The organism is Peribacillus sp. NPDC076916 (genome assembly GCF_050269675.1).
In the GTDB taxonomy this organism is placed as follows: domain Bacteria; phylum Bacillota; class Bacilli; order Bacillales; family DSM-1321; genus Peribacillus; species Peribacillus aracenensis.
This window is the reverse complement of record NZ_JBNNIU010000029.1, coordinates 1-13082: the sequence shown is the minus strand read 5'-3', so window position 1 is coordinate 13082 and position 13082 is coordinate 1. Positions and strand designations below refer to the sequence as shown.

The window sequence follows — 13082 nt, the reverse complement described above, 5'->3', positions numbered from 1 at the left end:
ATGTTTGACTTGCTCATTTGCTTTTTTAATAGTGTGTGCTCACTTAAAATTTAACGTTGGCGCTTTGTTTTGTTCAGTTTTCAAAGAGCAATTTTATTGTCGTTACTTCGTAAGCGACTTTATAATCTTATCACTCACTCAATCTAATGTCAACAATTATTTCAAATTGTTTTTCGATTGAGCAATTGATGATGTCGTTATTGGCGACTCCTAATATATTATCAGGTTAAAGAGTTATCGTCAATGGTTTAATTTGTTTTTTTAAAAAAAACTATAGCATGATGAAAACCCCAAGGAGATATCCCTTGGGGTTTTCATCAGAATGACTTCGACGCAATATCCTTTAAATGATCCAATAACCAATGGCCGCCAAAGCGGCAACTCCCGGTATCCCAAGCAGGCCGGCGACTGCCGAGGTAACAGGGTTGATGGGTACATGAATGCCAGCTTGATTCCCAAGTGTATTCAAAAAGAACAAAAATGCTGCACCGATAATGACCTTTATAATCCCCTGCCCCATAAACCGGACAGGCCTTAATGGCGCCCCGATAATGAGGAGCATTACAATCAGGCCGCCAATTACGGCAACAAAGACAACTGGTTCCAAACTCATTCCTCCCCGCAAGCTTGTACTACACTTATATGAAGAAATCGTTGGATTAAGAACCGAAAAAAATGGCCATGAGGATCAGCAATCCTTCACAGCCATTTCCTTATCATCTTTTTAAGCGGACATTCCTTCTTTTAACTTCCCTGAATAAGTAGAAATATTTCACTTCCGCCAGTCTCGTTTGGGCGATTACTTCCTCAGATGGATCAACGCTTTTTTCGAGTAATGATTTTTGATTATGCCAATTCCATTTCAAATGTTCAAGCTCTTCGATTAATGAATCATTGAATTCATTCCGAAGTTTCTTTTTTTTACGAAAGAACAAGTGAAGTCCTCCCAGCTATCTTATATTTCTCTTCTTCCTTCTATTGCTTTTGATAGCGTCACTTCATCCGCATACTCCAAATCTCCGCCAACAGGAAGTCCGTGGGCAATTCGGGTCACTTTGATGCCTGATGGTCTAAGCAACCGCGAAATATACATGGCTGTCGCTTCACCTTCAATGTTAGGATTAGTAGCCAAAATTACCTCCAGCACCGTTTCATCTTGCAGGCGCTTTAATAAATCAGGAATATTTATATCTTCCGGACCGATTCCGTCCATCGGGGAAATACTGCCATGCAGTACATGGTATAAACCATTGAACTCTCTCATCTTTTCCATAGCTATTACATCTTTAGGGTCCTGAACCACACAAATCAAACTTCTGTCCCTCTTTTGATCTTCGCAGATATAACAGGGATCTTGATCTGTAATATGACCACAGACTGAGCAATACATAAGATTCCGCTTAGCATTAACAAGTGCTTTTGCAAAATCCAAAACAGTATCTTCCTTCATGCTTAATACATGAAAGGCTAATCGAGCAGCCGTTTTAGGACCAATCCCCGGCAATTTCATAAAACTGTCAATGAGCTTGGAAATTGGTTCTGGATAATGCATCGAATTCCTCCTAAAAATTTCAAAAGAAACCCCCTGAATGGAAGTTTCTTTTGAACTTGCTTAAAACATACCCGGAAGGTTCATTCCCTTAGTGAATTGTCCCATCGTTTGGTTTGTCAGTTCTTCCGCCTTTTTCAAAGCATCGTTAGTCGCAGCCAGGACTAAATCCTGAAGCATATCGATATCATCCGGATCGACCACTTCCGGTTTGATGACTACATCGACTATTTCTTTATGTCCAGTCACGATGACTGTCACCATTCCGCCGCCAGCGGTTCCTTCAACCTTTTTTTCACCTAATTCTTCCTGTGCCTCTGCCATCTTCTTTTGCATCTTTTGCATTTGTTTCATCATGTTCTGCATATTACCGCCGCGCATACCCATTCTTCTTACCTCCAATTATTCTTTAATTTCAAGTAAATCATCGCCGACTAATTTTCTAGCCTCTGCTATAAAGGGGTCTTCTTCTTTTGATTCCGTTTCTTCTGGACCGTCGAACTGCTGTGTCGATATGAAATCCTCCCGCAACCTTTGCCACTGGCTCTCCGGAACTCCAGCTATCTCCATTCGGTGTCCGGTCAATTGCTGCATGATCGAGGCTATCACTTCCACGAAACGGTTATTTTCCATTGCCATTTGACAATGAATATCATATTTGAATTTTACCACAAAAGCTTCAGTAGACGCAGCAACAGGTTCTGCCTCCGTTAATAAAGCTGCCAATGATTTTTGGTTTTGCTGACCTAACTGTTCAAGCAATTCCCCCCACTTACTTTTTACAGCATTAAGATCTGGCTTCGTAGCTTGTTTCAAAACTTGATTGATCTTTCCTGCAGGTGCTTTATACGCTTTTTTAACGGCCCTTTGCGCCTTAGCCTGCTCTGCAGGTTTTTCCGTCATGGCTGCCGGGATTCCGTTTTTCTGCATTTCAAGTAATTTCTTCTCTAAATCTTCTATCTTCTGCAGCAGCTGTTGAAGCTGCCCGTTATCACTTTGATTTGGCCTTTGCTCATTACATAACTTCACAAGTGCAACTTCAAGGAAAATCCTTGGATGATTTGTCCATTTCATATCCTGCTGTGTTTGATTGAAGCTTTCAATAATGGAGTAAATCGATTCAGAAGAGATGACTTCTGCCAATTCCTTAAATTGGGGATCTATTAAAACACGCTCGAAGGATTCTGCCAGTGCCGGTGCCGTTTGATACAAAAGCATGTCACGGAAATAATAAATCATGTCTTCTATGAACCTAGCCGGGTCTTTTCCCATGGCCAACAATTCTTCAAGGACTTCAAGTGCCACCGCTACTTCTTTATCATATATGGCTTTTGCCAGCCGGCTTAAAAATGCCTGTGACACAGAGCCGGTGACAGTCAATGCATCTTCCACAGTAACCGTCTCCGAGCTGAAGGATATCGCTTGATCAAGAAGGCTTAGTGCATCTCGCATCCCGCCTTCTGCTGCCCTCGCAATGATATGCAGGGCTTGTTCATCACATGAAACACCTGTTTCTTCAATGATTTGTGACATCCTGCCAACTATATCTTGAGGCTGGATCCTTTTAAAATCAAACCTTTGGCAACGGGAAATGATCGTTAGTGGAATCTTATGAGGTTCAGTCGTCGCCAATATAAAAATCACGTGCTTCGGAGGTTCTTCCAATGTCTTTAAAAGCGCATTGAAAGCCCCTTGTGAAAGCATATGTACCTCATCGATGATATAAACTTTATATGTAACCGCGTTAGGAGCATATTTAACCTTATCACGAATGTCACGGATTTCCTCGACACCATTATTGGATGCTGCATCAATTTCTATAACATCTGATATGGAACCATCGGTGATTCCGCGGCAGGTAGCACATTCGTTACAGGGCTCACTTATCGGGGCATGCTCACAATTCACTGCTTTTGCTAGAATTTTGGCAGCACTTGTTTTCCCTGTTCCACGTGGACCGGAAAATAAATAGGCATGCGAAACTTTCTGCCCGACCAAGGCATTCTGCAACGTTTTCGTTACATGTTCCTGCCCGACTACATCAATGAATTGTTGTGGCCGCCACACCCGGTATAATGCTTGATACCCCACGGAAATCCCTCCTTCTTTTCTCCATCTTGTTTATTATACATTACTGATTTCCTTAATTTCAAAGTCTAAAAAGAAATTTCATCATTGCCTCATTTTTTTCAAGAGTACCAAGCACTTTACCTTCTTGGCATAAAAAAAAAACCCACCCGATACGAATGAGTTTTTTGTTTATGTAAATTAACTGCCGTGCACCTTCTGTCGATTAGCAACCATAAGCGTTACTTAAGCAGTTAGCTCGACCCAGGCAACCCTGCGGCACATGAGAACTTCCACTTAATGCTGCTTCCTTCCGGACCTGACATGGTTCATGGAGTCCCATTGCGCAGGACCCGGGCGTCAACACCACTTACTTAAGGCAGGCCCTACAGAATGCTAACCTCGAGAAGGGATTCAACCTCGCTAGAGCGGATTGCGAGTACAGGGCACCGCTACCTCCCCGTCTAGCACGGCAAAAGTAATACCAATTTCACAGCGTCATGACGACGCATAATTCATTATACTAAGGTAACAAAAAAAACGCAAGTGTTGTTCATGAACAGTTTGATTCCAAATTTATCAAACGAAGCAAACCTTTTTTTCAACATTCGTTTTTCCCTATTTATTTTCTTCAGCAATCTTGAGTGCTTGCTCTCTTTTCAAAGTTTTCTTTCTATCCCTAAGCTCTTTAAAAAAAGAAGTCAATATCCAGCCGCACTCTTTGCCTAATACACCGCTTGTTACATCACATTGATGGTTAAAACGTTCATCTTGAAGTAGATCCATGAATGTCCCCGCACAGCCAGCCTTTGGATCATGCGCTCCAAAAACAACCCTTTTCACCCTAGATTGCAAGATGGCCCCAGCACACATGGGACAGGGTTCCAGCGTCACATATAATGTCGCATCTTCAAGGCGCCAACTGCCAAGTTCCTTGCAAGCCTCATTGATCGCAAGCAGCTCCGCATGTGCCGTCGCATTCTGTTCCGTTTCCCTCAGGTTATGCCCTGTCGAAATAACTTGATCATCTATTACGATTAAAGCGCCAATCGGCACTTCTTTCAACATCTGCGCCTTTTCTGCTTCCTTTAAAGCTAAATTCATGTAATAAACATCATCCTTCATAAAAAAACCCCCTCATATAAAGTAGGAGTAAACAGACAAATATAAGACAAAAATAAAGGTCATACTACTTGTTCTAATGAATAGTAACGCATGCGGCCTAATTGCTGCAAGTAAATTCTCACAATATAGGAGGATATACCATGAATCGACCTGAATCACCTTCTTTTGCATTGCTTATCATTGATATGATCAATGATTTTGATTTCAAATACGGGAATATGCTCCTTGAACATACGAAACTTATCGTCGATCCGATTTTGAAATTAAAAAAGCAAATGAAAGAAAAAGGTTTTCCAATCATTTATATCAACGACCATTATGATTTATGGCAGGCTGACTTCGATAAAATTATTGATAAATGTAAAAATGAAGGAAATGCCTCATTAATCGAAAGGATAAAACCTCAACAGGACGAATTCTTTCTCATCAAGCCCAAACATTCTGCATTTTATGGGACGGCACTCCATACACTACTTAAACGTTTAAACGTGGAAACACTGATCATTACCGGCATAGCTGGCAACATCTGCGTGCTATTCACGGCCAATGACGCCTATATGCGGGAATATAAATTATGGATTCCGAAGGATTGCATCGCTTCTGCATCAAAGGAAGATAATCATTACGCATTAAAGATGATGAACCATGTTCTCAAGGCATCCATAAAAGATGGTGAAGACTTTTAAGCACAATCGAATAAGGGACTAACCTCATACCACCTCCAATAAACAATCTTTCATTCTCTTTCTTTATCAACCTGACAAAAATATCACTAAAGTCCCAAGTCTGTGATACAATATCTCTTGGCGAAAAACCTAATAACCGGGAATTTCAGCTTGATACCTCATGAAGGAGGACAGATTGGATGAAATCCACCCCATTTATCACCGTCGAAGGTCCAATCGGCGTGGGAAAAACATCACTTGCAAAAGTTATCGCAGATCATTTTCAAATTTCATTATTGAAGGAAATTGTAGATGAAAATCCATTTCTCGGGAAATTCTATAAAGATATTGATGAGTGGAGCTTTCAAACAGAAATGTTTTTTCTGTGTAACCGGTATAAACAATTGGAAGATATCGAAAAAAAGTATCTTACTAATAACCAAGCCGTGGTGGCTGATTACCATATATTCAAGAACTTGATATTTGCTGAACGAACGTTAAAGAACGGACAATACAATAAGTACCTTGAAATATTCAATATTTTAACACGTGATATGCCTAAACCTAATATGGTGATTTATTTAAATGCAAGTCTTGATACTCTTATCTCCCGAATCGGCAAAAGAGGTCGTGAATTCGAAAAAAATATATCCTCCATTTATTTAGAGCAGTTATCCGCGGATTATCGAACGTTCATGGAAGCATTTGAGAAACAGCACCCTGACATACCTGTTCTTACATTCAACGGAGATGAGCTGGATTTTGTCGGGAACAAGGATGATTTGAAAACGATAATCAGCCAAATAGAGAATGCCCTGCACAAAGGAGTCAAGTCAAATGAACTTACGAAAGAAATATAATATTCCAAACAACGCTGTCATTACGATAGCAGGGACGGTTGGCGTAGGAAAATCGACCATGACCAATGCTTTAGCCGATGCCCTTCAATTCAGGACATCCTTTGAAAAGGTTGATACGAACCCCTATCTGGATAAGTTTTACGATGATTTTAATCGTTGGAGTTTCCACCTGCAAATCTATTTCCTCGCTGAACGTTTTAAAGAGCAAAAAAAGATCTTCGAATATGGCGGCGGTTTTATCCAAGACCGTTCCATTTATGAAGACACCGGGATATTTGCAAAAATGCATTATGAAAAAGGCACGATGAATGATGTGGACTACGAAACTTATACAAGCCTTTTCAACGCCATGGTAATGACGCCATACTTCCCGCACCCTGATTTACTTATCTATCTCGAAGGTTCGCTGGATGATATCCTCGACCGGATCCAAGAGCGCGGCCGTCCAATGGAACAGCATACCCCAATTGAATATTGGCAGGAAATGCACGGCCGTTACGAAGAATGGATCGATCAATTCAACGCCTGCCCTGTCCTTCGGTTAAATATAAACGAATATGACCTTATGCAAAATGAAGCAAGCATCGAACCTCTTATAAAACGGATTGCCGAATATATGGAGCAAACCAAGTTATTGCGAAATGTGTAAAACAGAAAAACCACCGGTTATCCGGTGGTTTTTTAATATATTAGAAAACAAAAATTCCGTTACATATCTGTAACGGAATTTATCGATATCCAATTTATGCGCTGTGGTTATTAATAAGTTATGGAGGAGGTAGAGGGATTCGAACCCCCGCGGGATTTGACTCCCCTGTCGGTTTTCAAGACCGATCCCTTCAGCCGGACTTGGGTATACCTCCGTATCAACATTTATTATATTACATGGAATTAAAATTAAAGTCAAGCCCTCTATAAAGTTTTTTTAAAATAATTTCAAACTTAGATAAAAAGGAGAATCAGCCTCTTTAATCAGAAGCTGATTCCTTTTAACTTACGGTTTAATGACTTCCACACCGCGCATATATGGACGTAATACTTCAGGAATGATAACACTGCCATCTTCCTGCTGAAAATTTTCCAAAAGTGCAGCGACTGTACGGCCGATTGCCAGACCTGACCCATTTAGAGTATGGACATGTTCCGGTTTGCCTTTTGCATCACGTCTGAAGCGGATATTGGCCCGTCTAGCCTGGAATGCTTCAAAGTTACTGCAAGAAGAAATTTCTCGGTACGTCCCATAACTCGGGATCCAAACCTCGATATCATACTTTTTAGCAGCAGTGAATCCAAGATCTCCCGTACACATGCTCAGCACTCGGTATGGGAGGCCTAGCAATTGAAGGACCTTTTCGGCATGACCTGTGAGATTTTCCAATTCTGCATAAGAATCTTCCGGCTTCACGAACTTCACTAATTCAACTTTATTGAATTGGTGCTGACGAATTAACCCGCGGGTATCACGACCAGCAGATCCTGCCTCTGAACGGAATGAAGCGCTGTATGCCGCATAGCTTATCGGCAGATCGTCCGTGCTCATGATTTCATCACGATGGAAGTTTGTCACCGGGACTTCGGCTGTAGGAATCAAGAAGTAATCATCACTTTCGATACGGAAAGCATCCTCTTCGAATTTTGGCAATTGACCTGTTCCCGTCATGCTTGCACGGTTCACCATATATGGCGGCAGCATTTCTTCATATCCGTGTTCCTCAACATGAAGGTCCAACATAAAGCTAATTAAAGCACGCTCTAATCGAGCACCAAGACCCCTATAAAATACAAATCGGCTTCCGGTCACTTTTGCTGCCCGTTCAAAATCCAGGATGCCTAGATCTCCAGCTACATCCCAGTGTGGTTTCGGTTCAAACTTGAATTCCGGTAACTCTCCCCATTTACGGATTTCGACATTATCGTCTTCCGTCTCACCAACAGGCACACTTTCATGCGGAATATTCGGAATGGAAAGAAGTAATGTTTCTAACTGGGCTTCCACTTCACGAAGTTCATCATCGAACCCTTTGATACGGTCACCAACTTCACGCATTTCGGCAATCAACTGATCTGCATCCTTTTTTTCCCGTTTCAATACGGCCACTTGCTGTGAAACTTCGTTTCTTTGGCTTTTCAGCTTTTCCGTATCAGCAATCAAAGTCCGACGCTTTACATCCAGTTCCTCGAATTTACCTAAATCGGTCAAATCTTCTCCTCTAAATTGCAATACACGCTTCACTTCTTCAAAATTATTCCTTACATATTTCAAATCCAACATTTTCAGTTCCTCCTTAATAGTTCGTTGATTTATCAAAGAACGCAAAAAACTCCCGTCCCCTGAAGAAGGGACGAGAGTTAACCCGCGTTGCCACCCTAGTTGAAGGCGTATGAAAAACGCCTACCACTTATCTCGATAACGGCTTTTAACCGAAAGTATTTACTGACCCAAAAGGCTTTCCATACTCTGCTCCAGGAGGGATTCACAAAACTCTCACACCGATTTCCACCAGCCATCGGCTCTCTATAGAAAGAAGTACTTGTTACTATATCCTGTCATTGCTTTCTTATATAATCAGATTGTTTTCCATAATGTACTATAATTTTATACATTACGCAACCGTTTTATACGCGAAACTTAAAACCAGCCTTTAACAGTAGAAGCTACACTGCTCCATACGTCACCAAAGAATCCGCCAACCGCTCGCATTGATAATACGAACCAGTTTGCCTTTTCAACAGATTCAGCAGCTACGACGTTCACCTTAACCGGATCGCCGTTAATGTACCCGTAATCTTCTCCTTTTTTAGGAGTGACTGTGATGTAACCTAGCTTTTCACCTTTTTTGATTGGTGCAGTAAGCTTGCCATCGTCATTCAATTTCTTTTTATCGATCACTAAATCTGTTTTATAGTTATCTTTCTCACCATTTTCAACAAGTAGCTCGATTGCCTTTTCAGATTGGATCTTAACGTTTTTTTCCTTACCTTTTACTACTGAAAGTGTTTCTTTCCCTTTCACCTGGTAATTGGCTGGAAGGACTTTTTCCTTTTTAAAGGTTGCATAAGCATAGTTCATAAGCTTAGTGCTATCTGCAAAACGTTCGTTTTTATTAGTGGACTTCATAACCACCGTGATATAGCGCTGACCGTCTCGGATAACCGTCCCTGTATGTCCATAACCGGCAAAGTCAGTAGAACCCGTTTTTAGTCCATCTACGCCTTTATATTCAAATATCAGACCTGGCAACATCCAGTTGAAGTTCGGATATTCTTTTCCATCGCGGAACTTCAATTTAGGAATGCTGGCGATCTTTAACACTTCCGGATAATCGTTTATTAAACGATAAGCAAGAAGGGCAGTATCTTTTGCTGTCATGATATTTTCATCATCTTCATTACCGGAAGGATACTGTCCTAATAAATCGGAGTTGTTCAAACCGCTGGCATTAACGAATTTATGGTGTTTCAAACCTAATTCCTTTGCTTTTTCGTTCATTAACTTAACGAAGCTCTTTTCACTTCCGGAAACCAACTGTGCTAAAGCTACTGTTGCCGCATTTCCGGAATAGACGGCCATAGCTTGATATAGTTCCTTAACTGTATAATCTTCACCTTCTGTTAACCCAACATTCGACAAATTGGGTGCTTTTGAAAGGTCATGTACGTATTTATTTATTTTAACTTTTTGATCCCAACTGATTTTCCCATTTTCGATTGACTCCATTATGATGTACTCGGTCATCATTTTAGACATGGATGCAATCCCTAATACTTTATCGGCATTTTTTTCATACACGATTTGTCCTGTTACACCATCAATGACGATGGCTGCCTCTGCTTTTAAACCTAAATTATCAGATTCAGCAACAGCTTCCCCCGGTTGATAGGCAAATTGCGACATAACAAGAACTAAAACAAAAGTGAAAATGAGGGTCATCTTGCTGATTTTTTTCAATTTCCAATACCTCCAACTTTTAAGCTAATCTCTATAACATAGAAGAAACTTTATGTAATTCCCTTGACACCTTGTCTAGTTTATCACAGAAAAAATAAAAAAAATAGACAGAGTAATCGCAGACTCTGTCTATTTTAATAATAAATTTTAATGACGATTATATGTTAAATTCATTACATTGAGTAGTTCGGTGCTTCTTTGGTAATTTGGACATCATGAGGATGGCTCTCTCTTAACCCGGCACCGGTCATTTTGACAAATTGAGAGTTTTCCCTCAACTCTTCCAATGTGGCTGTACCGCAATATCCCATACCTGAGCGAATGCCGCCAATCAGTTGGAAAATGGTATCTGAAAGAGGTCCTTTATATGGAAGGCGCCCTTCGATGCCTTCCGGTACGAATTTCTTGTTATCTTCTTGGAAGTAACGATCTTTAGATCCCTTTTCCATTGCAGCAACAGAGCCCATACCCCGATACACTTTAAAACGGCGGCCTTGGAAAATTTCCGTCTCGCCTGGGCTTTCAGTTACACCTGCAAGCATGCTGCCAAGCATTACTGCATGTCCGCCTGCAGCCAAGGCTTTAACGATATCACCAGAGTATTTAATTCCGCCATCAGCGATGATCGTTTTACCATGTTTTCTTGCTTCTGTCGCACAATCGAAAACTGCCGTTATTTGTGGAACACCTACACCAGCTACAACCCTTGTCGTACAGATTGACCCTGGTCCGATTCCAACTTTGACTACATCGGCACCCGCTTCAATCAGTGCTTTAGTCCCTTCAGCCGTTGCCACATTACCGGCAATGATCGTCAATTCAGGATATGTCCCGCGGATTTCCTTCACCATTTCAAGAACGCCTTCTGAATGACCGTGAGCAGTATCAAGTACAATTGCATCGACATGGGACTTAACTAGCATTTCAACACGCTTCATTGTATCCTTAGTCACTCCGACTGCAGCACCTGCAAGTAATCTTCCTTGCTTATCTTTCGCCGAATTCGGGAACTCAATGACTTTCTCGATATCCTTGATCGTAATAAGTCCTTTAAGGACTCCATTATCGTCAACAAGGGGAAGCTTTTCAATCTTGTACTTTTGAAGAATCTTCTCTGCTTGTTCCAAGTTAGTTCCCACTGGCGCTGTGACCAGATTCTCTACAGTCATGACACTGGAAATCTTCAAGGAAAAATCGGAAATAAATCGCAAATCACGGTTTGTAATGATACCCACAAGTTTTTGGTCCTCTATATTGTTGACTACAGGAACACCCGAAATGCGATATTTACCCATTAAATGCTCTGCATCAAATACCTGGTGATCCGGCGTTAAGAAAAATGGATCGGTAATTACACCACTTTCTGAACGTTTTACTTTATCCACCAGTTCAGCTTGTGCTTCAATAGACATATTTTTATGAATGATACCTAATCCGCCTTGACGAGCCATGGCAATTGCCATTTCAGCTTCTGTCACGGTATCCATTCCTGCACTGATGATAGGAAGGTTGAGCTTTAAGTTTTCAGCTAAGTTGACTTGAAGGTTAACATCTTTCGGTAAAACCTCTGATTTCGCTGGAATTAATAGGACATCATCAAAGGTTAAACCTTCTTTTGCAAATTTATTTTCCCACATTATTTTCCCCTCCTGCTTAAAAATATTATTTGTAGGTTATCAATAGGACATACTACTGTCAAGAAGAGAAATAAAAGTTTGATTATTCTATTAATTCGGAGGATCGCTGCAATGCCTGAAAACAATGATAATTTCGATAAATATACACCTTTTTTTTCCGCATCTTCCTCACAACTTTTTTTACAAAAATGTTACACGCATGAAAAAATAGCAGAAGCGGAAATAAAAAGTTATGATAATTGTTATCCATTTATTTACCATCTTGAACATGCTAAAACTTATTATAATCAGGCTGCCATTGCACCACTTTCCATACAACCGATCCTAACATTTTATGGATTCGCCCAATTGTTAAAGGCTTGTCTGCTCACGATCGATCCCAACTATCCGGAATCAACCTCGATGCTTGCCCATGGGGTTACTACGAGAAAGAAGAAAAAACAACAATATGAATTTTTAAAGGACGAAGTTAAAACGCAAAAGAACGGACTATTCACTTGCATTGCCGAGAAGTTATTTCATATCAAGCATTTGGAGGGTGAAAAATTTTCCATGGGAACGCTGATAAAGGAAATACCGGAAATGCAAAATTTTACATGGTCCATTTCCAAGAAAAATTTCGTCACCATGTTACCCTCTTCGAATGGTTTTCAACTACCCTCAACGACATTGGATAGCTATCAAATGTCCAGCAGTCGAATGGAGGAATTTTTGAAAGCTAAAACGAATAAAGTTTACAGTATTTCAGAAGCGCCTGGGACACTGCATTTTAAAACTGATGGCATTCCTTTTCATAATGCTTCTTCCCCAATACGGTATAATTTGGCGGAAAGACAGTTCATGCTATCACTCAATAAAGATTCGTCAGCTTTTTCATTACCTGAACTTTTGATCCATTATTTGATTTCTTATAACCTTAGCATAATAGCTCGTTATGAAACAGAATGGTGGGCAGAACTGATGAAAACCATGCCCAATGATGATTACCCTTGCATTGTGCAATTCCTTAAAATAAGCCAAGCTAAGGTGCCATTTTTAATATTTGAATGGATTAAGTCGGAGAGGTTCCACTTTTGATCCTTCCAACATCCAATTGGTCGATTGATCTGCCCCGAATGACGAAAAAAGACCAGCTGGATGGCTGATCTTTGAAATGGCTTGGCGGCGTCCTACTCTCACAGGGGGAAACCCCCAACTACCATCGGCGCTGAAGAGCTTAACTGCCGTGTT

Annotated in this window: 13 protein-coding genes, 1 tRNA gene, 1 rRNA gene, 1 other RNA gene and 1 other annotated feature; of the genes, 4 read left to right on the top strand and 12 right to left on the bottom strand. The window is 40.7% G+C overall.

The annotated features are described in order from the left end of the window. Window positions 1-343 precede the first annotated feature (343 nt). From ACQKFG_RS28045 to tadA, 7 genes are all read right to left on the bottom strand, one after another. Window positions 344-613: a pro-sigmaK processing inhibitor BofA family protein gene (locus tag ACQKFG_RS28045; RefSeq protein WP_427564356.1), complete on the bottom strand. Its 270-nt coding sequence runs from the start codon at window positions 611-613 to the stop codon at window positions 344-346. 103 nt (window positions 614-716) lie between these two features. Next, window positions 717-935, bottom strand: a complete 219-nt coding sequence (locus tag ACQKFG_RS28040) for a YaaL family protein (RefSeq protein ID WP_063236519.1) — start codon at window positions 933-935, stop codon at window positions 717-719. Between the two features lie 20 nt (window positions 936-955). Next, window positions 956-1552, bottom strand: a complete 597-nt coding sequence (recR, locus tag ACQKFG_RS28035) for a recombination mediator RecR (protein WP_034316264.1) — start codon at window positions 1550-1552, stop codon at window positions 956-958. 60 nt (window positions 1553-1612) lie between these two features. After that, a complete protein-coding gene (locus tag ACQKFG_RS28030) occupies window positions 1613-1930 on the bottom strand; it encodes a YbaB/EbfC family nucleoid-associated protein (RefSeq protein ID WP_076373267.1) in 318 nt (105 codons plus the stop codon). A 21-nt stretch (window positions 1931-1951) separates the two neighbouring features. After that, a complete protein-coding gene (gene dnaX, locus ACQKFG_RS28025; RefSeq protein WP_192207386.1) occupies window positions 1952-3640 on the bottom strand; it encodes a DNA polymerase III subunit gamma/tau in 1689 nt (562 codons plus the stop codon). Between the two features lie 184 nt (window positions 3641-3824). Continuing rightward, window positions 3825-4089, bottom strand: an RNA gene (gene ffs / locus ACQKFG_RS28020) — signal recognition particle sRNA large type. A 145-nt stretch (window positions 4090-4234) separates the two neighbouring features. Continuing rightward, the gene (gene tadA / locus ACQKFG_RS28015; RefSeq protein ID WP_427564353.1) at window positions 4235-4741 is read right to left on the bottom strand and encodes a tRNA adenosine(34) deaminase TadA; all 507 of its coding nucleotides are present in this window, start codon (window positions 4739-4741) and stop codon (window positions 4235-4237) included. A 140-nt stretch (window positions 4742-4881) separates the two neighbouring features. On the opposite strand from tadA, the gene ACQKFG_RS28010 reads away from it, so the two are divergent. From ACQKFG_RS28010 to ACQKFG_RS28000, 3 genes are all read left to right on the top strand, one after another. After that, on the top strand, window positions 4882-5427 hold the full coding sequence (locus ACQKFG_RS28010; RefSeq protein ID WP_192207384.1) for an isochorismatase family cysteine hydrolase: 546 nt from the start codon (window positions 4882-4884) through the stop codon (window positions 5425-5427). Window positions 5428-5606: 179 nt separating this feature from the next. Beyond that, window positions 5607-6266 carry a deoxynucleoside kinase gene (locus tag ACQKFG_RS28005; protein WP_141994800.1) on the top strand — a complete coding sequence of 220 codons (660 nt, stop codon included), beginning with the start codon at window positions 5607-5609 and terminating at the stop codon, window positions 6264-6266. Next, entirely contained in the window at window positions 6244-6915 is a 672-nt protein-coding gene (locus ACQKFG_RS28000; protein WP_251438163.1) for a deoxynucleoside kinase, read from the top strand. The genes ACQKFG_RS28005 and ACQKFG_RS28000 overlap by 23 nt, the downstream gene beginning before the upstream one ends. 121 nt (window positions 6916-7036) lie before the next feature. On the opposite strand, the gene ACQKFG_RS27995 is transcribed toward ACQKFG_RS28000, so the two are convergent. The 4 genes from ACQKFG_RS27995 to guaB all read right to left on the bottom strand — a co-directional run bounded on the left by ACQKFG_RS27995 (window position 7037) and on the right by guaB (window position 11852). Continuing rightward, window positions 7037-7129 (bottom strand) — tRNA-Ser (locus ACQKFG_RS27995). Window positions 7130-7260: 131 nt separating this feature from the next. Next, window positions 7261-8538 carry a serine--tRNA ligase gene (gene serS, locus ACQKFG_RS27990; protein WP_192207383.1) on the bottom strand — a complete coding sequence of 426 codons (1278 nt, stop codon included), beginning with the start codon at window positions 8536-8538 and terminating at the stop codon, window positions 7261-7263. A gap of 63 nt (window positions 8539-8601) precedes the next feature. Next, window positions 8602-8826 (bottom strand) — a binding site (T-box leader). 69 nt (window positions 8827-8895) lie between these two features. After that, the gene (locus ACQKFG_RS27985; RefSeq protein ID WP_228467585.1) at window positions 8896-10215 is read right to left on the bottom strand and encodes a D-alanyl-D-alanine carboxypeptidase family protein; all 1320 of its coding nucleotides are present in this window, start codon (window positions 10213-10215) and stop codon (window positions 8896-8898) included. Between the two features lie 173 nt (window positions 10216-10388). Continuing rightward, on the bottom strand, window positions 10389-11852 hold the full coding sequence (guaB, locus tag ACQKFG_RS27980) for an IMP dehydrogenase (RefSeq protein ID WP_063236531.1): 1464 nt from the start codon (window positions 11850-11852) through the stop codon (window positions 10389-10391). Between the two features lie 111 nt (window positions 11853-11963). Between guaB and ACQKFG_RS27975 the strand changes: the two genes are divergently transcribed. After that, complete coding sequence (locus ACQKFG_RS27975; protein ID WP_427564349.1) at window positions 11964-12929, top strand: YaaC family protein; 966 nt, start codon at window positions 11964-11966, stop codon at window positions 12927-12929. A gap of 79 nt (window positions 12930-13008) precedes the next feature. On the opposite strand, the gene rrf is transcribed toward ACQKFG_RS27975, so the two are convergent. Further along, window positions 13009-13082 (bottom strand): 5S ribosomal RNA (rrf, locus tag ACQKFG_RS27970); the annotation flags it as partial.